The organism is Niabella ginsenosidivorans (assembly GCF_001654455.1).
Lineage (GTDB): Bacteria > Bacteroidota > Bacteroidia > Chitinophagales > Chitinophagaceae > Niabella > Niabella ginsenosidivorans.
Genome location: NZ_CP015772.1, coordinates 2,721,330 through 2,747,005, shown reverse-complemented (window position 1 = coordinate 2,747,005; position 25,676 = coordinate 2,721,330). Strand labels below are relative to the sequence as shown.

The following is a 25,676-nucleotide window of genomic DNA, read 5'->3' as shown; positions in this document are numbered from 1 at the left end:
TAGTCTTGGTAAGTGGGGAATAGCAAGTAGAAAGTAGAGGGGATAGTTCATGGCTCATGGTTGATAGAGTCAGGGTTATCTGCTGAGAACTGATCCCTATAATTATCAGGGCTGACTGCTGCTCCAAATTATTCTGCATTCCAAATTTTACATTTATTATTTATTATTCCTTATTCCTTATTTCATCTCCCTTATTTCTGACCGTTGCTGTACTTTTGCCGCCAGTTATGGCGCAATTAAGTTTTCAGTTACAACACACAGATGCACAATCCTCAGCAAGGGCGGGTCTGATCACCACCGATCATGGCCAGATAGAAACACCCGTCTTTATGCCGGTGGGCACCGCAGGTTCGGTTAAGGCGGTAACACAGGCACAGCTGGAAAATGATATAAAAGCACAGATCATTCTTGGAAATACCTATCATTTGTATTTAAGACCAGGGCTGGAAGTGTTGGAAAAAGCAGGTGGTCTGCACCGGTTCAACCAATGGAAACGGCCGATCCTTACAGACAGCGGTGGGTTTCAGGTGTTTTCCCTGGCCGGTACAAGAAAGATAAAAGAAGAGGGGGTCACTTTTGCCTCGCATATTGATGGCAGCAAGCATTTGTTTACTCCGGAGCGGGTAATGGATATTCAGCGGATCATAGGCGGTGATATTATTATGGCCTTTGATGAATGCCCACCCGGGGGAAGCGAATACGGCTATGCGCGCAAAAGCCTTGACCTGACGCACCGCTGGCTGGACCGCTGCTGGGACCGGTTCAACAGTACGCCTGACCGGTACGGGTATACCCAAAACCTCTTCCCGATTGTGCAGGGGGCCACTTTTAAAGACCTGAGAAAAGAGTCCTGCGATTTTGTGGCAGCAAAAGATGCGGCCGGCAATGCCATTGGCGGTTTGAGCGTTGGAGAGCCGGAAGAGAAGATGTATGAGATCTGCGACTGGTGTTGTGCGCACCTGCCTGCACAAAGGCCCCGCTACCTGATGGGGGTAGGCACGCCGTGGAATATTTTAGAATGCATTGGTATGGGCATTGACATGTTTGATTGCGTTATGCCTACCCGTAACGGAAGAAATGCCATGCTTTTTACAACCGGAGGCGTTATTAATATAGACAATAAAAAATGGGAATTTGATTACTCTCCCATTGATGAAGAATTGCCCAATTCCATGAGCAACCTGTACAGCAAAGCTTATCTGCGCCACTTGTTTAAAAGCGGGGAGCTGCTGGCGCTGACCATTGCCAGTGTGCATAACCTGGCCTTTTACCTATGGCTGGTAGGTGAAGCGCGCCGGCAGATCCGGGCCGGAAGCTATGCTTCCTGGAAAAACCAAATGATTGTTAAGTTAAAAACGCGTTTATAGTCCTATTTGTTTTTCGGTTATTTTTGAAGGAGAATCGTTCATGAAGAAACTTGACTGGTACATATTGAACAAGCTGTTGGTGGCATTTGTGTTTTGTATGCTGCTGTTTACAGTAATTGCCGTAGCCATTGATACCAGCGAAAAATCAGATGATTTTGTAAAATCCGGCTTAGGCTGGTGGCAGATATTCACCCAGTACTATATGGGGTTTATTCCTTTTATCTGGAGCCTGCTCTTCCCCTTGTTTGTTTTTATAGCCGTGATCTTTTTTACCAGTAAAATGGCCTTACGGTCAGAAATTATTGCCATACTTGCCAGCGGTACAAAGTTCAGCCGTTTCCTCCGGCCCTATATGGTAGGCGGGGTATTGCTGGCGACCATATTGTTTTTTGGCCGGGCCTATTTCATTCCTATGGCAAACGGCATCATGAGCACCTTTAAAAAAAACTATATTGATAAAAACGACGCGCTCAAACAACGGTCGGAAGCAGCCTGCGCTACGTGTTTTTATAAGAGGGTGGATGCTGATACTTATATGGGTGTGAAGAATTTTGATATGACTGCCAGGAAAAGCAATGGTGCCTTTTTTATGGACCGGGTAAAAAAAGGAAAAGTGATCTATAACCTGAGGGCCGAATCCTTAAGGTGGGATACTACCAATAAACAAAGAAGATGGATTGCTGTAAATGTGGTGGAACGGCAGGTGGACAGTCTGGGGGAGCGCATCAGGCATTTAACGGAAAAGGTGGTACGCCTGAATATGGCGCCGGATGAACTGATCAAGGACGAATACCTGAAAGATAAGTTAACCACACCAGATCTGAAGCGGTTGATCAGGAATGAGCAGTTACGCGGTACCGAAGGGTTGAATGCGCTTAAAGTAGAATTATATAAACGAACTGCTGCGCCGTTTACGGTATTGCTGCTTACATTCATTGGTGCAGTAATAGCCAGCCGCAAAACCCGCGGGGGAAGTGGTATGCACCTGGCTGTAGGCATTGTGATTGCCGCAGTTTTTATTATTGCGGATCAGTTTTCAACCGTGTTTTCTGTGAAGGGCAATTTTCCTCCCTTGCTTGCAGCATGGATACCCAATATTGTTTTTTCGCTGGTGGCTGTGCAACTGTACAAAATGGCGCCAAAATAAAAAGACAGTTGCAAAACAGGCGGCAGCTATTAAAGAACTTTTTAAATAGTAATAATTACCAGAGCCATGCACCGGAAACAGGCATATGCTCATTTTGTCTGCTAAAAACCGTTTCATGATGAAGATCCTTTCGCTTGCTGTTATTTATATACTGCTGTTGGCCTCCTGTAAAAACCCGGTGCAGCAATCTGCTGAAAACCCGTTGCAGGGAGTGTGGAAGCTGATAACCGGCACTACCATTGAAAAAAAGGATACCCTGGTTACAGATTACCAGAAGGGAAAATCGTTTATCAAGATCATTCAGGGCAGGCATTTTGCTTTTTTAGGGCATGACCTGAATAAAGGACAGGATTCCATGGCGTTCTTTTCTTCCGGCGGCGGTACCTGTACCGTAAAGGACAGCACCTATACAGAGCATCTGGAATACTGTAACGCCAGGGATTGGGAAAACAACGATTTTCATTTTATTTATAAGCTTAATAAAGACACCCTGCTGATAACCGGTATTGAACGGATCGACAGTATTGGCATAAACCGTATAAATATTGAAAAATATATACGTGAAAAGAAGGATTGATTCATTTGGTTATTGTTAGGATGAACGGAGGATATCTTATTTAACAGGAACTGCAGGAGGATACAGTGCAGAATATTTGGTTTTGCCCCAACTCTTCTATAGTTTATTTGTTAACTATTTGTTGCCATTGAAAAAATACTCAGATATAATTTGTTGTGGCAATTGGCTTTAGTTATCTTTAGCGCAAACCTATTTTATAATAGATAATCTGTATATGATATATGGAACAGTTTAAAGTGAAGTTTAAAGAACAGGCTGATAAGCTTGGTGCGGAAATTAAGACCCTGCTGCAGGAGCATGGGAACACCGTAATCGGAGAAACTACATTGGCCCAGATTTACCAGGGGATGAGGGGAATGACGGCATTGGTCACTGAAACCTCTTTATTAGATGCACAGGATGGTATCCGGTTTAAGAGACGCTCTATCCCGGAGTTAAGGGAACAATTGCCCAAAGCCAAAGGAGGCGCAGAACCGCTGCCGGAGGCGTTATTTTACCTTATGATGATTGGTGAAATTCCGGAGGAAAAAGATGTGGAGAACCTGAGTGCCATGCTGCAGCGCCGCAGTCATGTTCCGGCTTATGTGTTTGATGCAATGGAAGCCTTACCAGAGGAAATTCACCCGATGACGATGTTTGTAGTAGGCATTATGGCATTACAGAATGAAAGTGTTTTTGCACAGCGCTATGCAAACGGGCTGAATAAAAAGGATTACTGGGAAGCCACCCTGGAGGATACGCTGAACCTGATTGCCCGACTGCCGCATATTGCAGCATTTGTCTATCGCAGGAAATATAAAGGGGGCAAAATGGTGCAGCCGGATGGAATGCTGGACTGGGCAGCCAATTTTGCCCATATGCTGGGTTACGATAATGAAGAGTTTAAGGAGTTGATGCGCTTATATATGGTTATACATGCGGATCATGAGGGGGGAAATGTGTCGGCCCATGCTACCCACCTGGTGGGTTCTGCATTGAGTGACCCTTATTTGAGTTACGCAGCTGGTATGAACGGTCTTGCCGGTCCTTTGCACGGTCTTGCCAACCAGGAAGTGATCAAGTGGATCTTTGAAATGCAGCAGGAACTGAAAACGGATGCGCCTACCGCCGAACAGATCGGGGATTATGTAAAGAAAACATTAAACGAGGGAAAAGTGGTTCCGGGATACGGGCACGCTGTTTTACGCCAGACAGACCCGCGTTTTACTGCCCAGATGGAATTCGGGAAAAAACATATGCCTGATGATCTGCTGGTGAATACTGTCTGGAGAATTTATGAAACCGTTCCGGGTATTTTACAATCCCTTGGTAAAGTAAAAAACCCCTGGCCAAATGTAGATGCGCACAGCGGAGCCCTGCTGGTGCATTACGGGTTAAAAGAGTATGAGTATTACACTGTGCTTTTTGCAGTGAGCAGGGCTTTGGGCGTTTTATCAAGCCTTTGCTGGGACAGGGCCCTGGGCATGCCCCTGGAACGCCCGAAATCGGTAACAACCGCTGCTGTAAAAAGGTGGCTGAATAAAGAAGTAGAGCACCTGGGCGACTAAAAGATGATAGTTGTAAGATGAGGCCGCGTCTGAACAAGCAGAACCGGAAAAAACAGGGGCACCCTGTCAATATCAGAATTGCTGCCTCTAAAATAGGACAACTGATTATTATTTAGTATATTGTGAAAAAAGAGAAAACAATTGGTTTTGGTACGGTTTTTAATGCGGTATATATAGGTATTCTATTTTATAAACTTAAAAAAAGCATTTATGAAAAATAGAGATAAGTACATCATTGGTATTGCAGGTGCTGCTTTGGCAGGAATTGCTATCGGTTTGTTGTTTTATACTGACGAAGGAAAGAAAACCCGTAAAAAAATGAAGAATACTGCCAATGACTGGGCTGATTCTTTAGGAAGCCTGATCGCTTCCGGGAAGGAAAATCTTTCCGACCTTTCTCATAAAGCAATGAAGAAAGCCAAAAAAGGTTATAGCAAGCTTAAGGGAGAAGCCGAAGAAAAGTATAACGATTTAGCTGATGAATATGCAAATAAAGTGAGATAATTACCGTATTTATACCCTCACCGGTTGTCTGATAAGTTCATTGTTCAGTTTGGCATTGCAGTTTGCTAAAATACAATCTACTTTTTAGACAACTTTTTTTTTAATACTGTTTAAACGTCAGGTCTTATGTTTGAATTAAAAGACAAGATTGAGAATGTGGCTGAAGATATTGAAGAAATAGCCAAGAATTATTATCAGCTATCCGTAATAAACATTGTACAAAAAGGCAGTAAGCTGGGAGCTTCTTTTCTTATTGTAAGCCTTGTAACGGCATTGGCATTTTTCAGCTTTTTATTTATAGGTTTTGGCGTAAGCTGGTGGATCGGTAATGCATTGGGAAACCCTATGTGGGGCTTTCTGATTGTAGCCGGATTTTTGATTCTGCTGCTGCTCCTGATCCTTGCGCTGAAGAAAAAAGTCATCATGCCGCTTATCCGTAACCTGATTATTAAAAATTTGTATGACTAAGCCCATTATACGCTCCCACGAGGATTTGCTGATAGAAAAAGAACGCCTGAAAGCCAGCCTGAAACAGCGAAAGACCGATTTAAAAGAATCGTTTAGCGCTATTAAAGACGAATTGAACCCTATAGCAAAAGCAGCCCGTACCACCAGGGATATATTTACTGCTGATAATGATTTTCCTTTAATTGGTTTAGGGGTTGAAAAGCTGACTGACCTGATTATACGAAAAGGTATTTTAAGAAAAGCCGGCTGGCTGCCAAGGCTTGTAGCGCCTTTCCTGGTAAAAAAGATTTCTACTTATTTAATAGCCGTGCAGGCTTCCGGCCAGATTGCTGAAAAGATGCATGCATTTGCCGGAATCCTCCGCGGAAGCCATTCCGGGGGAGCAGGCACAGTTGCCAACAATAAGCTGCCGGCAAAAGCAGCGGATCCGAAAAAAAATGTTGGTAATAAGGTGCCAATCAATTAAGTTTGCGCTCCGTTTGGGGGATTAGCTCAGCTGGCTAGAGCGCTTGCATGGCATGCAAGAGGTCGTCGGTTCGACTCCGATATCCTCCACCTGATAATAAATGAGTTGTGAGTTTTTCACAACTCATTTTTTTGAAAAAACTTTTTTTAAAACCATTTTAAAACCAGATTTTAATCCATATTGACTGGATTTGGCATGAAACTCCGTTTTTTCTTATATGCTTTTCATGATTTGTACCGGGCAGACCTTACATGAGAGATTGCTTAAATAGGGCATCTCTGTTTAGCACGAGGATTGAAAGAAACTATGTATATTCATTGGCACTTTCCAACTTCGACAAAAACTTATGGATTATTGTTTATCTGTGGTTCATCTGCTCCAACACTTGATAAAATATTCTTCGCTTTCACTAAAGAATTTGAAGGCCCAAATGTTGTAAAGCAATTTAGGCAGATTATCACAAGTGTCGATTTCCTTCATGACCAATTTGAGTTTAACGCTTAGAACCGTATCCTATCTTTTATTTTGCAAAGTTAGTAGCGTATCTGTCTGGAAGTCTCCTGAACTAAATAACTACCTAATCTTTGCTCCGTCCTTATAGAACTCTTTTTCTGTGGTGTCACCTTTCTCGTCAAACCACAGTTGTATCCCATCTTCTAAACCATTCTTGAAATTTTTTTTGAAAAAAACATGACCATTTACGTATGTTGTAAAAGGCCCATTTTTTTTTCTTTTATAAAAAAAAGCTATAGCGCTATCTCCACCTCCTTTATCAATCTTAACAGCCGTATAATTTGTGTCCTTTAGATATACGTAGAACCGCCCCCCTTGATATTGAACATTAGTTGTATCGGGATCGAGTTGATAGTTCGACAAATTATATAAATCAGTCTTGTTTTGAGTGACACAAGATGTAGATAGCAAAACAAAAATAAAAATTATCTTTTTCATATATTTATTTTCCTGTATAATATGAACCGAAGTTACGAATTGTGTCTCCGTCTCGTGAATTATACCAATAGAAAAATGAGCGCGTCGGTATTGCAGGTGCGTCATATTCCTCTTTTATTCCTTTCCTCAAAATATATCCATTGTTAGATAAGGATGTATCAGACCAACCATATGCATAGGCCGTATTAAATTTACTCCTGAGATAAATCCTAAATTTCTCATATCCCTGTTTAACTGAATATTTATACATATCGTCTCCTACTTCCATCATTTCTTGGTTTTTTTGATTGCTTGCCATCATTCCTATCACCCCTGCATCGAAACCGAGTGGAATTGGGTTTTTAGTTGGGTTCATTGCAAATGCTGTTAAGTCATTAGCGGCCCCGAAAAGACCTGTCGCGTTGTCAACAGCCGAGAATATCTTGTTTGTATACATAGTGGGGCCGTAGTTAATATTCATGTTAATCCAGCTTTGAGGGGTGTAATATACGCTAGATAAGACAGGAGCAAGCTGGGCCTCGTTCAGCTCCGATAGATAGGAATTCGTAAGCTCTAAAAATGATATACCTTGGGCGATGTTGTCGTAGATTTGAGAGCCTCCCGGCAGATCCACAGGCTCAAATTTACCAACGTTGTGCCAGGTCTGCCCATTCCAACTTAATTCGTCATCCGATGCGTCCCAGTATCCTCGTGATATTGACCCGTCTGGATTGACTGTTTCATACCAGTCATCCCAACGAAGCGCTGCCATACCGTCCGGGTCCACAAATCTTGTAGGATTGTTAAGTGTGTAATTGTAAACACTATGTCTGGGGATTAGCTCAGCTAACGGATCCACTACATGCCATCTTCCAAGTATAGGATCATAAAATCTCGATCCGAAATCATATTGTCCTTTAGTAGTGCCTCCCAATTCCTGTTGTTGTTCCTTGCCATTATACAGATAGCGATTTTGAGGGTAAACAGCTCTCATAATACTCATTCCATATGGGTAGTAATCTGTCTGCTGATATACTGTTCCCGCTTTATTAAAGACAATTCGGGTATTACCTAAATGATCTTTCAGGAAATATTCATAGTTGTATAATGCTCCATTTTTTCGTGCTATACCTTCCTGAGTGTGTAGAAGATCTATGACTGGGTTCGGAATAGTGGAGTTTGTAATGTATTCAATGCCATCAATATACCACCTTGTTTCCGTTGGAGTGGACTTCTTTAGTTTGTTTCCTGCTGCATCATATACATAACTTACCGTTGCGCTACCTGTTATTGCCTTAGGCAAATTTATAGCGTTGTAACTAATAGTTAAAGGTTGCGTTCCGGTAATACTAAGCACACTACCATTACCATTGTAGGTAAAGGCTCTTGCATATCCGCCAGATACGTTTTGCAGTTGGTTGCCCTTAGCGCCATAGCTATAAGTGATAGCCATACTACTGTCTTTAGGGCGGGTAAGGGTTTTAATGTTACCAATCTTATCGTAGGTGATCTGCTGTTCGTTATAACCTTCATCGCTAATACCGGAGGTAATACGATCGGCTTTATCATAAGAATACGTATAAGTGTGCTGTGTTTGTGTACCGGAACCGCTTTTCCATAGCTGTTGGCCAATATTGCCATTAAACTGTTTATTGATTGCTACTGCAGTACTGTCATACTTCAGTTCCAGGGTAAACAAGGGAGAGGTTTGCTTTTTGACCCATCCGCGGGCATTAAAAAAGGTCCCAATTGTTTGGTTGCCAACTTTTTTTTGGAAAAGCTGGCCTACCTCGTTATAAGCGTAGGTGATCGTGTCCGGAGTCAAAGCATCAATTTTCTCAATTGCCCGGACGATTCTACCCGCATGATCATACTGATTTGTTGTGGTAATAGTAACGACAGGCGTTGTTATATTGCCATTGGCATAATGCTTGCGGGTGCTACTAGTGACTTCACCAACAAAGTTCAGCGTGTTAGTGGTTACATCCGCTCCATTCAAAAGGTGTTGTTTCACCACTTTTGTTGGACGTTCTTTTTCATCGTAGTAGGTGACATTGTATAGATAGCGGTTGCTGTCCAGAACGTTTATAATTGCTATTGTAGCAAAACCCTTTGTCCGGTTACTTTCTGTTGCCGTTCCTGCTGGCTGAGTAATTAGCGAGGGAATTGGATTTTGGTTAACTGTGCTACGCAAAAAACTATAGTCATCATAGAAATTTACAGTAAAAACCTTACTAATGCTGGTTGGAATTGCACTAATTGTATAGCCCCAGGAAAGTGTACTGTCTCGATTTTCAAATTGGCGGGTCCTCCCGTCTGCATTTAATTGTAAAGCTGATCTTGACGAGGTATTTGCTGTTTCACCAGTCATAATTGCTCTTCCCAAAGTATCATATTTTATAAAACCCCAAACTCCTCGCACCCGTTGCATACTGTCCTGGGCGAGTACTGGCATATCGGCATTGTTATATACCATGTATATCCAGCCGCTGCCCGGAATCTTCTTTTCGGTCACTCTTCGTTTAGCATCATAATGATAAGCGTAGATATAATTCAGAAAATTTGCGTCACTCTCTGTAAAACTGGAAATAGCTTCTAACGCAGAGGGTACAATATAAGCCAAACGATTAAAGGCGTCGTAGATATATTGTGTAATCATGTAAGTTGGAGCACTTAATGTATCACCTCCATCTTGTATCTTTTTACATATAACCAGCCCTGCTTTGTCTTTATATTCAATTATTCGGTTACGGTTCTCGTCCCAGGTAATATTTTTATACAGTTCACCCGCGGCATAATAACCTGAACTACTTGCTCCGGTGTTGTTATTCCCCGATGTTGTCATATTCCATAGACGTACCTGGTCGGCAGTGCTATTAGATTCGTAATTCTTACGTATGGTATGCCCAGCGCCGAGCTTCCAGCTATCTCCAGGTGCGGCTGTTTCCATCACGCGATCTAAGGGAGAGTCATCAAACAGAACCTGGCCGTAAGGATTAAGTGAAATTTTAGGGATGGACCCGGAACCCGCACTGTTGAAAAAAGATGCTTGAGATTCTATGGCTGTAGACTGGTAAGCTCCAGTCTGACTATTATGCTCGTAGGCTAAATAGGTTTTGTCCTGCCTTCCGTAAGCGTCAAATTTTATGGGAACGATAATATCTTTTTTATTGGGTGAATTGCGCACTGCTATATGTTGAACAGGCCGTCCAAGGCCATCCAAATATTGAATTTCGGCTCGGACGCTGTCTGACGGGAGAGCTGCGAGGTCAGCTACTGTCTTTACACCCTCTTTTACTATTGTTCGGGTATAAATGTAGTTCTGATTAGTAGATGGTGAGATTTGGCCCAGTGCGTCGAAGCCTGGTAATACCAGAAGTACAGGCAATAGAATGTTCAGATACATCCATAAATGCAATCTGTGTTGACTTGAAATTTGCATAACATTAATGTTGTTGATTGTCGTATATTTTTAAGCTCGAATACCATTCAATCTATATCCGGGGTTTTTACGGTATGAGAGACATAGTAATAGTAAAATCGCTTTGAATTGATACATCAGTGCTGAACGGGTTATTTGTAGTCCAGTTGGTACCATTGACATTGAACCTAAAGCTTTTTCCAGGAGGCAGCGAGCTGATAATAGGAGAGACACTCAAAGTATATGTTCCCAGTGGAACATTATAAATAATATATCCATTTGAAGTACTCGCTGCTGCGGAACTAATGGGAGAAATGCTGAAGCTTTGATTCGTAGCTTTATTCACTAATATGCCATCGGCAGCTCCAGATGATGTTTTCTTTAAAATCACTCTCACCGTAGGTATAGGCAAAGGACAAGCGGCGAGATCTTGACCATTGTCCACCCACCTAGTTTGATTATAGGTCTGGCTATTGGTATTAATATCTTTTTCCTCTCGCTCTTGATTTCCGGTATTGTCACCTCCGGCGTCCGTGACGCAACGTAAATTCCCGTCTGGAGCCCACTGAGGTGTCTGATCTAACGAAGTTCCGGCAAAACAATCAACACGTTGACCGGCGTAGTTATAGCAGATTTTTTTTAGAATATTTCCTTTTTCATCTTTTACGGTGCTTAGACGCCCAAATGCATCATAATCATAGATTGCTATATTTCCGGCTGGATCTGTTTCAGAAGTCATGCCAACCATCGGATCATAGGTATAAGTCCACATTTCTGCTTTCTTGGGATATACCCGAACTTCATCGATGATATTTTCTGGAAGTGTCATATTGTTTGCAAATGACAGTGTTTTGAGCTTCCAGACACCATTCTCCAGGTATCTATAATCAATTACGTAAACTTCGTTTGAAATCTTCTCATATGGAACCGTATAACCTCCAGTATAATATTTTTTTCCCGCAAATGGTGTACCTGACGCGTTGCCGATCTCCTCAAAGCCCTCATAAAAGAATTCCCGTTTTTCAGGAACGCTTATTGCCCATCCAGAGTAGGTTATCGAAAGTTCTTTACTTGGTATTCCCATAGATTCATAATCAGAAATTACCAATGTATAAGTTCCTGGTTGCATATTTGTGAAAGTTTCCGTTTGTGGGGACGTACAGGTAGTATTGGTACCTGATGCACATAATACTCCACCCTTTGATGATGGGCCATACAACGTGTATTGTAATTTATACATATACCCTACGCTTATCAGAAGTTTAAGTGTCATAGTGCCTCCTGTACTTGTAAAGGTGTAACTTGGATTCGAAGGAATTGAAACTGTTTTATATTGTTCTTGAATAGTATATACTGGGTCATAGCTTTTCGCATTGATAATTTTTGCTACTTGGTATTGGTTATCATAACCCCATATATAATTGACAGGCTTTTTGTCTTTTCGATATGACTCTAAAAGGTCGCCATAGGCATTATATCTTGAATATTCAATTTCCGGCAACGAACTATAGTGGGCATCCTTGGAGAATGTACCGCTTTGTATCTTAGACTCCTGGAACGAGGCTATAGCTATCGGCTGCAAAGTGTTAAGTTTGTACTCCTGCTTTTTCCAGGCGGAACTTTTATTATATACATACAAAGTAGCATCTATTACATTCGCTACAGTGGCATTTTCATTTTGCCTGATAACAATTTTTTCTACAATACTGTTTTTTAGTCCCAATTGGTTTTGGTAGGCAACGCCTAGAGAAATGTCGTCAGTGCCTGTAGCATACTCATAGCAATACTTATACTTGGTTTTTATATAAACCCCTTTTCCGTCCGGTTGTACGGTTTCCTTGATATTTCCACATGTATCATAAGTATATGTTGTGCGCTTCGTTACGCTTGCACCTGAATAAAGCTCATTAGTTTCTTCCTCTCGTAACCAATCCTGATAAACGGTGTCGGTAACAGATGCATAAGTTGTAGGAGCATACTGATCGTAATAGACCGACCTTATTTGATTTTTACCGCTTTCTCCGAAGTCATGTTCGTATTTAAATTTGCTCTCCCTTAATAACGTTCCATTATTTGCATAAGTGCTGACTATCGTTGGCCTCCCTCGCTTGAATGCCTTATTTGAATAGATAGTTCCTAATAGATTAGTAGTATATAAACTTATCGTGTTGGCAGTTGGTCTGCCATCCATAAACCCATTGTCATAATTCGTGTAAGTGTATTGGATTTTTCCAGCACCTTCTCTTTTCACGGCCACATTGGTGTAGGTGACATTATTTCCGTTATAATTTACCGGACTGAATCCATTAGCCAGAAATTTGGAATAATCATTAGTTTCTGGAATTATGTACTGAGGGATTCCTATTCCCAGAACCCCGCTAGACGTTGTAGGACTTCCGGGCACAGTATAATCGAAGCTCGTATTGGTCGCTAACTGATTGGCCGCAGGATAATATTTTATATTTCTTATACGCACTCCGCCAGCTATTGTGTTGACGGTACTCAAAATATGACCACTTAAGTCGTTATATTTGGAATAGGTATGCGGTTCATACTCAAATTCGGAATACCCGCCAAAAGGATAAAATACCTTGTTGAGTAATTCTGCCTTGACATACGACGTGTCAGGGGCCTTAAACGTAGTATATTGCTGCATTTTAGTCATATTGTAGGGTTCGGCAACCGACGAGAAGAAATCTTTATTGTTATAATAACCCCAATGATCTGTTTTCCTGCTCCCATAGCCGGGGAGAGGTATTGTGTTATTATATGAAAAGCTGTCAAGTGTTTGTGCTTGGCCATAACGTTTTTGAGTTACTTTTAATAACTGAAGACGGCTACTTGGACTTAATTGATAAGTAAAGTCAAATTGCTTGGTGAGATCGGCACCATCAAAATATTGAATGCTATCCAGTTTTATCAACACATTAGTTTCCAGCCAATTTTTAATCTCATCATAAGCTCCAAAGTTCCAACGCTGGCCAGCCGACAATTGAGCAGATTCGCTCGTATTGAATTTAACACTAACGCCGTTCGGAAATATTATACTCCCAAGTGTCCATTTTCTGTTCCATATCCCAGTTACCGCAGAAAAACTGTAGTAGTCTGGACTGTTTGCATCGCTGGAAGGAAAAATTTGTAATGGTTGATAGATTATAGCTGATGTACTTCCGTTATTCCATAGCATTGGACTCCACGCGTTGGCGCTTGTATAGATTTCTGGATTCAACCGGTTGTAATTGAATAATATTTGAGACCCTGTTTTTTTGTTAGTGATCCTGGTTATGTGCCAGGCGTTTGGGACAATGTCAAGATAACCAGGTTTGACGCTTCCGCTATACTTGGGTGTCGGAACATCCATAGAGTTCATTAAGAGAGAGCTTCGCGAATATTCAAGATATTGCTGATTCCAGGGAGCGTTAATATTTTCATTTCCAAAAATATATTCTATTCCATCGGTTGAAGTGATAATGAAGTTTTTTATAATTAACGGAATTGTGTAAAGGTATCTGAAATTGAAAGGAGGAGAAAGTGTATAGTCTACTACTGTTTGTGGACCCGTGTTTACTTTGATATCGTATAATTTTCCATCATTAGAAACGACTATCCATTTATTATTATGATCCAGATAAAACTTTCCGGAAATACTACCAACCGAGAATGTAAATTCATCAGGTGCCAGATCTTTAAATGGATAGAGATTATAGCCGAATAGTGTATAGTCAGGACTAGCGGAGAGTGGATATGGTGCGTTTGAAGTGGTGTTACCTCTGTTTGACATTGCAAATGCACTGGAGCTCCATTGCGTATTTTGAAGTAGTGATTTATTCGTGAAATAGGAAAAATCTGTTGTGTTAGCTATTGTTTCCTTTGTTACCGTAGTAGATGGTACTCCATTAGTATATATAGTAGTTCGCTCAATCTTTGTGCTAAAATCACGTATTTCATCGGGCTTACTTCTTACAATCCTGTGGACATAACCGGCGCCTGTTTCCAGGTCCCAACCATTCCCGACCCAACTGGGCAACTGATCTGGTTTTACACCGTTTGAGTTTACATAATTAAGAGAAACAGGAAACAGAATTCCCTCAAAGGTATAGTTAAATAAAGGACAGGATATGTTTACTTTCCCATTAAACGGATCGTTGTCTACTTGAATTGTTGTTTTATTTAATGCGACATCTGAAGATGCAGAAGCAGGGCTACTACTGACTTGGTTTATTTGCGCATTTAAAGAAATGGTTAGGGAAAACAATATTAGAAGCTGAATGCCCAGCTTAGTTAGGTAGTTGCACATACGTATTATGATGATGGTTTGTTATTGATTAATTGCGATAGAGTAAGGGATAAACATAGATTTCATATCAATCACATACCAGCGTTGTCACATTTGAATTACAACGTTGATAAAGACGAGATTGTCCCTTCGTCTAAACTTGATGCGATTTTGAAATTCCGATTACTAGAGAAGCTCGGTGATGTTAATCTATGGCTTGCAGTTTCGTCTTTGATTTGTGCAAGCTCTCTATCCGTTCTATTTCGATGAGGTCCAAGACTAATAGTAGATCTTTATTGGCATAAAAGCTAAAACAAGATGTGCTTGTCGGCCCTAAGCAGTCTAACTTTTCCATGGTATTAGGTTGTTGTTTTAAAGGTTTTGTTTAGAAAGCAGTATAATTATATTAAAAAACTCTATATGCAATTTAATGAATTAAATAGAAAAAAAATAATTTTTTTTTAATCAAAATTTGGTATTAATAACTCGTCACCAATCGTACAATAATTAAAAACCGTCTTTCAACGGTACTTGGTAGAAGGTCGACGTTATAATTTTGTGAAGCAAACACTTTGAGTAGATTTTTCAGTATTAAGAGCATGGAGCCAACCAGGATAGCAATAGTAGATGATCGCCCCTTTGTATCGGAAGGAATCGAAAAAGTACTCGCCGGGCAGGGCGGGTTTGAGATTGTCTTTCATGTGGAAAGGGGAGGGCAATTATTTAAGAAACTAATGTTCCTGACTATCAGAGAGCAGCCAAATATAATAATATTGAATATTCAGTTGCAGGGAATGAGCCGTTATGAAGTAATATTTCGACTTGGAAAGCAATATCCGGGTATAAACCGAAGAAATATTTGTCTTGACTATTAAGTAGTTTACTCACCGTCGCTTTGCAATTTATAAACACATCAGCATAGCCTGTGTTGCCATCCTCTTCCAGCTGAAAAATATATATAGAAAAGCCTTCCTTCAAAAAGAACCCCGAGCGCGGCAATTCTTTCTGGCAAAGGCTGGAAGTACAGTACAACTTCCAGACCATCCGCGCCACTCCAGACGGTCTGCGCCAGGCATTGCTGGACCTGGGTGCCAATGTAGCCTTTAAGCATACGCCCCGCCTGAGCACCGGCCTGGGCCAGAATTGGCAGGTAATCATCTTGGTTTTCTTTGTGATCCCGAATACATATTTGAACGCCTCACTCAGTCTATCATATGCAAGGTCTGTTGAATGAAAAATGGGAACACCCCGGGAGCAGGAAGCGTTTACCAGGAAATAATCATTTCCTTTCGGGTAATGCCCGGATCAGGGTAACAACCCTGCAGGATCGGTGAATAGAATTCATCTGATTGTAAAGGATTTTCATCATGAAGCGCATTGGTACCTTTATAGGAGAACCATGATTAACTCAATTGGTAGAATTTTTAAATAATTTATTTGCTATTATAATCCATTTTTTCTGTATTGAATGCAACAGAAAGTTTTATTCGTTTAAGTGGATGCCTTATGAAATGTAATCGTTTTTAAAAATAAAGCGACAGATTTTATATGGTTTTTTATCTTATAAAAAGGAATTTTAATAAAATTTATACACCAAAAAAATAAAAAAATAAGACTATTTATGAAATCGGTTACATTTTTTTTATATTATTGCAGATATTTTAACGGTATAATGAATATTTTATTGATTAGCGAAAGCTTGTTATGGATTGCTTAAACCGGCATTTTAATTTTACTTTTAAAAAATATATAAAATCAATTAAACTATGAACGTTCTTTTAGGTAATAAAGAATATTTTAAAGGTATCCCTCAGGTAAAATACGAAGGGCCCGAAAGTAATAACCCGCTTGCTTTTCACTGGTATGATGAGAACAGGGTGGTAGCGGGTAAAACGCTGAAAGAGCACCTGCGTTTTGCCTGCGCTTACTGGCATTCCTTCTGTAATGACGGTAATGATCCTTTTGGCCCGGGAACGCATATTTTTGAATGGAACAGCAATCCCGATGCTATACAGCGCGCTAAGGACAAAATGGATGCAGCTTTTGAATTTATAACCAAAATGAGCCTCCCTTTTTATTGCTTTCATGATGTGGATCTGGTAGATTATGGAACAGACGTACAGGAAAATGAAAAGCGCCTGCAGGCCCTGGTGGCATATGCCAAACAAAAGCAGAAAGAAAGTGGTGTTAAGTTATTGTGGGGCACTGCCAATGTTTTTTCCAGTCCAAGGTATATGAACGGAGCGGCTACCAACCCCGATTTTCATGTGCTGGCACATGCTGCGGCCCAGGTAAAAGCTGCTATTGATGCAACAATTGAACTGGGGGGGACGGGTATGTGTTCTGGGGCGGAAGAGAGGGCTATATGACGTTGCTGAATACCGATATGAACCGTGAAAAAGAACATTTTGCGCGTTTCCTTCATACTGCCAAAGATTATGCACGTAAAAATGGTTTTAAAGGTACCTTCCTGATAGAGCCCAAGCCTATGGAGCCTACCAAGCATCAGTACGATTACGATACCGAAACGGTGATCGGTTTTTTGCGCCGGTGGGATTTGCTGGGCGACTTTAAAGTGAATATCGAAGTAAATCATGCCACCCTTGCAGGGCATACGTTTCAGCATGAATTGCAGGTGGCTGCAGATAATAATGCACTGGGATCGTTAGACGCCAACCGTGGCGACTATCAGAATGGCTGGGATACTGATCAGTTTCCCAATAACCTGAACGAACTGACGGAAGCGATGCTGGTTTTTCTGGAAGCGGGAGGATTACAGGGCGGAGGCATCAACTTTGACGCCAAGATCCGGCGGTCGTCTACAGATCCGGTTGATCTCTTTTATGCGCATATAGGAGGCATGGATACTTTCGCCCGGGCACTGATTACAGCAGATGCAGTTTTAAATCATTCGGATTATAAACAGTTCCGCAGGGAACGGTATGCTTCTTTTGATACGGGAAAAGGAAAAGAATTTGAAGAAGGTAAGCTTTCAATTGAAGCGCTGCGTGCTTATGCCATTGAGGCCGGCGAACCCGCTCGTAAAAGTGGTAAACAGGAATACCTGGAAAATATCATCAACCGGTATATTTAGAGGCGATGCCCACAGGGCAGATGTTTGACAGCTTATAGTACCAGGAGCTGTTTTAAAAAAATCATAAGGTTATGCTGTTATTAGGTATTGATCTGGGTACCTCATCTGTTAAAGTAGCTGTTGTGGACGGGGCAACCCGGCAAACGCTTGCAACGGCGCAGTACCCGGACACTGAAAGAGACATTATTTCGCTTCAGCCGGGCTGGGCGGAACAATCGCCGGAGCGATGGTGGGAGGATGTAAAGATGGCGATAAAAAAAGTAAACCAAACAGGCCGGTACAATAAAAATGATATTGGTGCCATCGGCATATCGTATCAGATGCATGGCCTTGTATTACTGGATAAGGACGGAGGCGTTTTGCGCAATAGTATCATCTGGTGCGATAGCAGGGCGGTGCCTTATGGCGCCAGGGCCTTTGAGGCACTTGGCACAACCTATTGCTTACAGCACCTTTTAAATGCTCCCGGAAACTTTACGGCGGCAAAGCTGGCGTGGGTAAAAGAAAAGGAGCCGGATGTTTTTGAAAAGACAGATAAGATCCTGCTGCCCGGTGACTTTATAGCGCAACGTTTAACAGGCACCGTAACTACAACGCCTTCCGCTTTATCGGAAGGTATTTTCTGGGATTTTAAGAGCAACGCGCTTTCCGGGGCTGTAATGGATTATTTCGGGTTCGACAGGGAGCATATTCCTGAAGTAAAAGATGTTTTTACAACGCATGGAAATTTATCAAAAGCAGTAGCTGATGAATTATCGCTGAATGAAGGGATTCCTGTTTCCTACAAGGCCGGTGACCAGCCGAACAATGCGCTTTCCCTGAATGTTTTTGAGCCCGGTGATGTAGCTGCAACGGCGGGTACATCTGGCGTTATTTATGGTGTAAGTGACCAGCTGACATACGATGCTCAAAGCCGTGTCAATGGCTTCGCTCATGTAAATCACAGCAAGGATCGTACAAGGATTGGCGTGTTGCTTTGCCTGAACGGAACAGGCATCTTAAACCGGTGGATAAAGAATATGACCGGCAATACCGGCTATTCGCAAATGAATGAATTGGCTGCATCAGTAAAGCCGGGCAGTGAGGGATTGCTGGTATTGCCGTTTGGCAATGGCGCAGAGCGCGTGCTCAATAACAGGATCATTGGTGCGCACATCCGGTATATAGATCTGAATAAACACAGCAACGCTCATATGATCAGAGCCGGGCAGGAAGGCATTGCATTTTCTTTTCGGTACGGATTGGATATTATGCGCAGCAATGGCATGGAGCCGGCCGTTATTAAAGCCGGTCACACAAATATGTTTTTAAGCCCTGTATTTACTGAGGCTTTTGTAAACGCAACCGCGGTGCCGGTGGAGTTGTATGACTGTGACGGAAGCACAGGAGCTGCCTTAGGCGCCGGCATAGGATCTGGTTATTTTTCGGATACTGCTGATGCCTTTAAAAAACAGGAAGTATTAAATAGCGTACAACCAGCACAAACCCGTTTGTATGATGACTTATATGGAAAATGGAAGCAACTGCTGGATAAAGAATTGCAACAGGTTGCTGTATAACCAGCCGCATGGATCTATACTTAGAACGACAGAAGGAGTGCATTACATTTTCCATTTAGAATGGATAACAAAATAATGGGAGGAATAAATGTCCCCCTCAAGGAGGAGGGTGGCAAAGGCCGGGGGAGGCCTTCCCACTCTTCCGCCAGTCGGCGGATACTCCCGCCAGCCTACCGGCAGGCAGGCCAGCGGGAGAGATGCGGTCTTCAAAGAAATGTTATACACCCGGCAGAAGTATATATCCTGATGGATTCTTCAGTACCTTTTTGGCTGGCATGGCATATGCAGCGAAGCCACAGCGAAAAGCCTCGGTTTTTGTCTCACGAACTGAAAAAATGTTATGCATCCTTTTACGGATTACAGATAGCAGATAATGAACTGTATCAAAAATAATAATTTCACCTGGGGCCGACCAAAAAGTCTGTTTATAGTAGATTGTCGTCCTGAACTTGTTTCAGAATCTATTGACAATCAGATGCCATTTTAGATGCTGAAATAAATTCAGCATGACAAAAGGGACTTTTTGGTCTGATTAAAATGTCACGTCCGTATTAGAACACTGAAGTCAGTAGCCTGATGGGATCATTAGCGCCCGGATCGTTTTTTACAGATAAACAAGGTTTTGTTCTTATACTATTTCGATATAAAAAGAACACTGTTCCCTAGTGTCGTGTCAAGCCTAAATTTTCTCCCACTGAATTACGCAGATAATCAAATCATTCTGCGCTTTTCTGCGAAATCTGCCGGAAATATTGCCCTACACATTATAATGGACATGACACTATAGGCAATCATAAAAGCGTTGCATTATGCTCTATGAAATAACAAATAAGCCGGAGGTTATCAAAGCAAGTGTCAAGGAGTCTGACGAACCATGATTCGATTGTAATCTTACCCTCAGGGTGACATACCGTCACCTGCTGCCATATAAAAGTCTAAGCGGTATTATTGAGTCCTGATGGTTACTGATGCTGTGGGCAGGTTGTTGGATGCCGCCGTTAAGCGGATCACTCCTTTTCCTGTTGCGCGAACAATTACCAGGGCTTTTCCGCTAAATGCATTCCGTTCTCCGGAGGAAAAGGAGGTCATATCAGCAGGGTTCCCATTGTCAGTTGCTACAATTTCACCGGGCCCGCTTATCGAGAAGCGAATGCTGTTGTCAGCATCAGGTACTAAAGTGCCTTTATGGTCGGTAACAGCTGCTGTGATAAAAGAAAGGTCATTATTTCCAACAGCAATTGTATCCCTGTCTGCGCTTAAACGCAGCGCAGCCGGAGCTGCTGCGGTGTTTACAATATCCGTTGCCCATGGCTTTCCGTTTTTATAAGCAATCACTTTCAGTTCGCCGGGTTCATAAATAATACTGTCCCAGCGCAGGCGGTATTCAAAAGGAGCTTTCTTTTTTCTGCCAAGGGATTTTCCATTTAAAAATAATTCAGCTTCGTCACCAGAGGTAAATACATGCACCGGTGTTATTTTCCCGGTGCGGCCGGGCCATGTCCAGTGTGGTAAAAGATGTGCCATTGGCAGGTTTGGTCTCCATCTGGATTGATAGAGATAAAACCGGTCCTTTTTAAATCCCGCCAGGTCAATGATCCCTGAATAAGAGCTCCGCGCCGTATAATAGGGGGTAGGCTCCCCTAAGTAATCCCAGCCACTCCATACAAATTCGCCGGCTACATAGGGATTGTGATCCTGGGCGGCAAACACTTTATCCGGTGAAGCGCCAAATTGTGCCGTATAGAGATCATAAGCACTGACAAAACTGTTTTGCGGATCACCACCGGTAGTATCGCTTACGGGCGCACTGATACCGCTGGTAACGGGAAAAATATAGGTGTCCCGGGTGCTTAACGTGGATGCGGTTTCGCTGCTTACGATCATTTTGCCGGGAAATTTTTGATGGAATGCAGGGTACAGCGGAGTTGTTTTTATTCCTTTTAAATGAGCATAGGCCGGTGCATCACGGATACCTTCCCCCTGGTAATTCAGGCTGATGATATCCATAACCGCCGGAAAAGGCATATCGGGCTTTGCATAGTTCATGGATGCGGTTGCAGGCCGGGTGCTGTCTTCATCCTTTACAATAGCATGTAGTTTTTTTGCTATCGCAGCGCCTTCTTCCCCGGTATATTGCTCGCCTACTTCGTTGCCAAAGCTCCACGCAATTACAGACGGATGATTACGGTCGCGCCTTATGAACGACCTGATATCTGCTTCGTGCCAGTCTTTAAATATCAGATGAAAATCGAGCGGCGTTTTACCTTTTTCCCAGCAATCAAATACTTCATCTATTACCAGAAAGCCCATCCGGTCAGTAAGATCCAGTAACTCCGGAGCCGGGGGGTTATGCGCCAGCCGGATGGCGTTGCATCCCATTTCCTTTAACAGTTCCAGCTGTCTTTCTGCCGCTCTTGTGTTAAAGGCTGTGCCTATTGCGCCCAGATCATGATGCTGGTTAACGCCCTGAATGCGCACCGGCCGGCCATTCACTATAAGTCCTTTGTCTGCATCAAATGTTAACTCCCGGATGCCAAACCGGGTTTCATATTCATCTATCAGCTTGCCTTGCCGGTACAAACGGGTCACTGCTACATATAAATTGGGATTTTGCATGGGCGGCGGCCCCCATAGTAAAGGATCTTTTATCTTAACGGTGTTCTCAACAGTTGTTTTACTGCGGGCATTGATATTGATTGCACGGGCCGGAAATGAAGCGATCTTATTGCCTGTTCTTTGTGATTGGTTGTTCAGCAAAAAAATATCTGTTACCGTATTGATTTGCTCATTGGCATCAGATGTGTTTTCAACCTGGGCAGTTAAGCTTACTGTTGCGGAGGCTGCCGATACATTGTTTGTGCGGATAAAAGTGCCCCAATGTGCTATATGCAGCCGGTTTGTTTTTACCAGCCAAACGTTCCGGTAAATGCCTGCGCCGGGATACCAGCGGGAGGAGTTTGCCGGATTGTCCAGGCGGATGGCAAGCTGGTTATCCTCACCCGGTTTAATATAGGGTGTAAGATTTATCCTGAAGGAATTATACCCGTAAGGCCAGCCTCCGGCAAGCATTCCGTTGATCCATACCATAGTATAGCTCATGGCGCCGTCTATATCCAGATAGATATTTTTGTTTTTGTCTGATTCGGGTATATTTATTTTTCTGCGATACCAGGCTACTCCCTGGATGGGCAACCGGCCCATACCGCCGCCAACGATGGCATTTTCCTCTTTATAGAAAGGCCCTTTAATGGCCCAGTCATGTGGCAGTGATACGGATGCCCATCTTGAATCATCAAAATTATTTTGAACAAACGCAAAGTCTTTACCGGGGTTGCCTGGTGGCCGCTGGTAATGTGCTGCAGGATCCTTAACAAACTCATTGATTGCGGGCAATATCCAGTTCTTTAATGACCGGGCTGATGAAATCACAACAGCTGACTCCGTAGCCCTGGTATCTGCCACCTTATTATCGTTCCTGTCAAAGCTTTGCGGCCATTCATCATAGATCAGTGTGTCCGGCTCTTTTGTATAACGCATAAAACGCCAGCCCTCATTCAGGCAAATGCGCTCACGTGCCGCAGGCTGGGCTGCAGGTGGCTGTGCACAAAGCCGGAATGCAGGCAGGGATACGGCCAGCAAAGTGATGATAAAAATTATTTTTTGTCTGTATATGCTCTGTTTAAAAAGTAATGGCGACATAATAAAGAAGTATATAATATCAGATCAGTAAAAAAAGGATTCGTATCAAAAGTTGTCATTTAAGAAGTGGCAAAAAAGTAATGCCGGCCTGAGCCAACCATAAATGCGTTTGCATTTAGGTTCATTGAAATAACAAATTCTTTTCAATCGTCACCCCGCATTCCGCGATAGCGGGAGAAGTCGAGGGATCTCTGTAATATCAGAGATTCCTCCGCTCGTTTTGCTTTTTGGCAAAACTTCGGTCGGAATGACATTCCTCATGTAGATTCATTTCTCAACAACTTAGAGCACATGTCATTACCAGACACAAATAAAGGGCATTAAGTTCATTCGGATGACAAGTTTTTTTTTAAATCGTCATCCCGACCAAACGCGCTTTCAGCGGGTGCGCAGAGGGGATCTGATCTGTTACAGAGATCTCTCCGCTCGTTCTCCGAACTCGGTCGAGACGACGATCTTGTATATTGTTGGCTTTCAATACAATAAGATACCTGTCATTAACAGCCTGATGAAGGCTGCTTTTAGTCACCTCCGCTTTGCTTCAGATATGACAACTTCTTTTTTAAAACAGCTTCCTGTACCTATCATTATCAGAAATCCTGTTGTAACCAGGTTTACTGGTATGCGGGGTTTTGATAGGCTTTCTTTTCATCTGCGCTCATATCCATCCCATCCAGCTGCGACTGTGGTATCGGGCGCAGATAGTACTGGGCTGTTATTGTGCGTGAAAAAGTACCTACGGTATGATCCTGCCAGTCGTTGGGATTGGTTTTGCCCGCAATTTCAAAACTACTGCTGAGCTCAATCCATTTTTGTGTGCGCACCAGGTCCAGCCACCTGTAACCTTCGCCATAGTATTCACGTGACCTTTCTGCAAGAATATAATTGATATCGATATTGGCGGGTGTTGCTGCAATCATAGCAGCACTGTTATCCTGCGTTTTGGCAATATTGCCTCCATTATCCCAGCGCCATTTACCGGCACGGGCACGGATTATATTAATAAGCCCTCTTGCAGTACCATCATTGGCATAGGTTCCTGTTACGGCTTTTGTAGCAGCGCCTTTAACAGCGGCTTCAGCAGCTATAAAAAACAGCTCAGAGAATTTGGCAACCGGAAAGGGGCGGGTGATACTTCCGTTAGGAGCACCTAAACCGCCATTGTTATCTGTACGATAAGGGCCCAGTTTCCAGTTGCCGGGGTAACAGATCCTGCTGATGGCGCTGGGCTCTATTACAAAATCGGCCCTGCCGGGTAAAACCCCTGCACCAACGGTACTGTTAAATCTGGTGTTGGAATAGTCCACCCCGCCAACGTCATTTTTCAGGAATGTGAGAATGGCATCACCGTTGGATACCGGCAAAAAATTGGCATTATATAAATGCTGGGGTATTGCGTTGTTTACTTTTAAACCTGCTTCCACCCAGTTGCTGCGGTAGCTGGTCACAAATGTGCCGTCAAAACGCGAGTCATTGTCCTTATCCGCAAACGTGTTTTTGAATATTCCGTGAGGGGGCGCCAGCATGGTCCAGGGGCGCCCCAGGGATTGTACTGCAGCACGCTGCACAGAGTTTACCGCATTCCATGAACTGCCGGAACTGCTGCTTTTTATATTGGTATAGTTCCATTGCTCAAACCACTGGGCAAAATTATCTGTTCCGAAACCACCGCTACTGTAATTCAGATCACCGCCATTATAAATGCTGCTGCTTTGTGTATGATCGGCATATAGCAGGAGCTCATTGTTCCTGTCGTTAGTGGCTACATTTACATCATAAAAAGTGGCCTGAAGCCCAAAATTGGTTCCGGCATTCTGAATACCATCCGTAGCTGTATTATAAGCCTGTTGAAAATACCAGGCAGCATCATGACCGTCCGGATCGGTTCTTGCAGCTTCGGGGTAGGTGGGAATATTGTTGGGATTTTGCAGCCACCAGCCGTAAGTAAGATAGGCTTTGGCCAGGTAAAGACGGGCGGCTGTTTTGGTAACACCACCAGTAACGCGCCCTGCATCTGGCAATTGCTGCGTTGCCGTAAGCAGGTCCGGAAATATGGCTTTCGTATATACTTCAGGCACTGTATTGCGTTTTGAAGTTCTTATTGTGGATGTATTAAATTTCAGTTCACCTGCACCCAGGTCCAGCGGCACTCCGCCAAAGGTTTGTACCAGCAGGAAATAATCGAACGCCCTGAAGAACCGGGCTTCAGCAATTAAGGCATCGGCAACGCCAACAGCAGCACCGTTTTCAATAACACCGCTTGCCGTATTTATTGCGGGGAAGGCAGCACCCCAAAGGACCCCTGTATTGCTGGTGCTGGGGTCAATATCTCCTACACCTGAAAAATCCAGGTTTTTTACATTGCCGTCTGAGTTTTGCCCCCAGGTAGCTTCATCGGTACTGATTTCATTGGCATTGAGAAAATAGCCGTTGCCATACATTAACCTGAGGTGGCCATACAGAGAGGTGATGCCGCCTTTAACACCCGCTTCTGTTTTAAAATAATCCGGGGTAAAAATAGCTCTGGGGTTCTCATCAAGAATTTTGGAGCAGCCGGAGAGGCATACAGCAGCAAAGGCCGTTAATAAAAATGCGTGCGTATATAATCGTTTCATGATTCT

General features: G+C 42.9%; 15 protein-coding genes and 1 tRNA gene. 11 read left to right on the top strand and 5 right to left on the bottom strand.

The annotated features are described in order from the left end of the window. Positions 1-227: 227 nt before the first annotated feature. The 8 genes from tgt to A8C56_RS11365 all read left to right on the top strand — a co-directional run bounded on the left by tgt (position 228) and on the right by A8C56_RS11365 (position 6,165). Positions 228-1,367 carry a tRNA guanosine(34) transglycosylase Tgt gene (gene tgt, locus A8C56_RS11400; RefSeq protein WP_067755922.1) on the top strand — a complete coding sequence of 380 codons (1,140 nt, stop codon included), beginning with the start codon at positions 228-230 and terminating at the stop codon, positions 1,365-1,367. 40 nt (positions 1,368-1,407) lie between these two features. After that, positions 1,408-2,514 (top strand): LptF/LptG family permease, encoded by a 1,107-nt coding sequence (locus tag A8C56_RS11395; protein ID WP_067755919.1) that lies wholly within the window; start codon positions 1,408-1,410, stop codon positions 2,512-2,514. Between the two features lie 115 nt (positions 2,515-2,629). Further along, complete coding sequence (locus A8C56_RS11390; RefSeq protein WP_067761926.1) at positions 2,630-3,091, top strand: hypothetical protein; 462 nt, start codon at positions 2,630-2,632, stop codon at positions 3,089-3,091. Positions 3,092-3,312: 221 nt separating this feature from the next. Next, complete coding sequence (locus A8C56_RS11385; RefSeq protein ID WP_067755916.1) at positions 3,313-4,638, top strand: citrate (Si)-synthase, eukaryotic; 1,326 nt, start codon at positions 3,313-3,315, stop codon at positions 4,636-4,638. Positions 4,639-4,848: 210 nt separating this feature from the next. After that, on the top strand, positions 4,849-5,142 hold the full coding sequence (locus A8C56_RS11380; protein WP_067755913.1) for a YtxH domain-containing protein: 294 nt from the start codon (positions 4,849-4,851) through the stop codon (positions 5,140-5,142). A 126-nt stretch (positions 5,143-5,268) separates the two neighbouring features. Further along, the gene (locus A8C56_RS11375; RefSeq protein ID WP_067755910.1) at positions 5,269-5,610 is read left to right on the top strand and encodes a phage holin family protein; all 342 of its coding nucleotides are present in this window, start codon (positions 5,269-5,271) and stop codon (positions 5,608-5,610) included. Continuing rightward, entirely contained in the window at positions 5,603-6,076 is a 474-nt protein-coding gene (locus tag A8C56_RS11370; RefSeq protein ID WP_067755907.1) for a hypothetical protein, read from the top strand. Before A8C56_RS11375 ends, A8C56_RS11370 begins: the two co-directional genes overlap by 8 nt. A 15-nt stretch (positions 6,077-6,091) precedes the next feature. Continuing rightward, a tRNA-Ala gene (locus tag A8C56_RS11365) sits at positions 6,092-6,165 on the top strand. A 484-nt stretch (positions 6,166-6,649) separates the two neighbouring features. Here A8C56_RS11365 and A8C56_RS11360 read toward each other — a convergent pair. The 3 genes from A8C56_RS11360 to A8C56_RS11350 form a co-directional block, all read right to left on the bottom strand. Further along, positions 6,650-7,027, bottom strand: coding sequence for a toxin-antitoxin system YwqK family antitoxin (locus A8C56_RS11360; RefSeq protein ID WP_067755905.1), 378 nt, complete (start codon positions 7,025-7,027; stop codon positions 6,650-6,652). A 4-nt stretch (positions 7,028-7,031) separates the two neighbouring features. After that, a complete protein-coding gene (locus A8C56_RS11355) occupies positions 7,032-10,448 on the bottom strand; it encodes a DUF6443 domain-containing protein (protein WP_084490169.1) in 3,417 nt (1,138 codons plus the stop codon). A gap of 67 nt (positions 10,449-10,515) precedes the next feature. Continuing rightward, positions 10,516-14,724, bottom strand: a complete 4,209-nt coding sequence (locus A8C56_RS11350) for an RHS repeat domain-containing protein (protein ID WP_067755900.1) — start codon at positions 14,722-14,724, stop codon at positions 10,516-10,518. 1,745 nt (positions 14,725-16,469) lie between these two features. On the opposite strand from A8C56_RS11350, the gene A8C56_RS25050 reads away from it, so the two are divergent. From A8C56_RS25050 to A8C56_RS11330, 3 genes are all read left to right on the top strand, one after another. Next, on the top strand, positions 16,470-17,072 hold the full coding sequence (locus tag A8C56_RS25050) for an apurinic/apyrimidinic endonuclease family protein (RefSeq protein ID WP_245645860.1): 603 nt from the start codon (positions 16,470-16,472) through the stop codon (positions 17,070-17,072). Further along, positions 17,069-17,797 carry an apurinic/apyrimidinic endonuclease family protein gene (locus tag A8C56_RS25045; RefSeq protein ID WP_245645859.1) on the top strand — a complete coding sequence of 243 codons (729 nt, stop codon included), beginning with the start codon at positions 17,069-17,071 and terminating at the stop codon, positions 17,795-17,797. The genes A8C56_RS25050 and A8C56_RS25045 overlap by 4 nt, the downstream gene beginning before the upstream one ends. A 71-nt stretch (positions 17,798-17,868) precedes the next feature. Continuing rightward, entirely contained in the window at positions 17,869-19,356 is a 1,488-nt protein-coding gene (locus A8C56_RS11330; RefSeq protein ID WP_067755894.1) for a xylulokinase, read from the top strand. 945 nt (positions 19,357-20,301) lie between these two features. On the opposite strand, the gene galB is transcribed toward A8C56_RS11330, so the two are convergent. Both galB and A8C56_RS11315 read right to left on the bottom strand, forming a co-directional pair. Beyond that, a complete protein-coding gene (galB, locus tag A8C56_RS11320) occupies positions 20,302-23,055 on the bottom strand; it encodes a beta-galactosidase GalB (protein WP_067755889.1) in 2,754 nt (917 codons plus the stop codon). Positions 23,056-23,669: 614 nt separating this feature from the next. Continuing rightward, positions 23,670-25,670: a RagB/SusD family nutrient uptake outer membrane protein gene (locus tag A8C56_RS11315; RefSeq protein ID WP_067755887.1), complete on the bottom strand. Its 2,001-nt coding sequence runs from the start codon at positions 25,668-25,670 to the stop codon at positions 23,670-23,672. Between the last annotated feature and the right edge of the window lie 6 nt (positions 25,671-25,676).

Coding starts and splice junctions, on each gene's coding strand:
- tgt (WP_067755922.1), top strand. CDS start 228: ATGGCGCAATTAAGTTTTCAGTTACAACACACAGATGCACAATCCTCA.
- A8C56_RS11395 (WP_067755919.1), top strand. CDS start 1,408: ATGAAGAAACTTGACTGGTACATATTGAACAAGCTGTTGGTGGCATTT.
- A8C56_RS11390 (WP_067761926.1), top strand. CDS start 2,630: ATGATGAAGATCCTTTCGCTTGCTGTTATTTATATACTGCTGTTGGCC.
- A8C56_RS11385 (WP_067755916.1), top strand. CDS start 3,313: ATGGAACAGTTTAAAGTGAAGTTTAAAGAACAGGCTGATAAGCTTGGT.
- A8C56_RS11380 (WP_067755913.1), top strand. CDS start 4,849: ATGAAAAATAGAGATAAGTACATCATTGGTATTGCAGGTGCTGCTTTG.
- A8C56_RS11375 (WP_067755910.1), top strand. CDS start 5,269: ATGTTTGAATTAAAAGACAAGATTGAGAATGTGGCTGAAGATATTGAA.
- A8C56_RS11370 (WP_067755907.1), top strand. CDS start 5,603: ATGACTAAGCCCATTATACGCTCCCACGAGGATTTGCTGATAGAAAAA.
- A8C56_RS11360 (WP_067755905.1), bottom strand. CDS start 7,027: ATGAAAAAGATAATTTTTATTTTTGTTTTGCTATCTACATCTTGTGTC.
- A8C56_RS11355 (WP_084490169.1), bottom strand. CDS start 10,448: ATGCAAATTTCAAGTCAACACAGATTGCATTTATGGATGTATCTGAAC.
- A8C56_RS11350 (WP_067755900.1), bottom strand. CDS start 14,724: ATGTGCAACTACCTAACTAAGCTGGGCATTCAGCTTCTAATATTGTTT.
- A8C56_RS25050 (WP_245645860.1), top strand. CDS start 16,470: ATGAACGTTCTTTTAGGTAATAAAGAATATTTTAAAGGTATCCCTCAG.
- A8C56_RS25045 (WP_245645859.1), top strand. CDS start 17,069: ATGACGTTGCTGAATACCGATATGAACCGTGAAAAAGAACATTTTGCG.
- A8C56_RS11330 (WP_067755894.1), top strand. CDS start 17,869: ATGCTGTTATTAGGTATTGATCTGGGTACCTCATCTGTTAAAGTAGCT.
- galB (WP_067755889.1), bottom strand. CDS start 23,055: ATGTCGCCATTACTTTTTAAACAGAGCATATACAGACAAAAAATAATT.
- A8C56_RS11315 (WP_067755887.1), bottom strand. CDS start 25,670: ATGAAACGATTATATACGCACGCATTTTTATTAACGGCCTTTGCTGCT.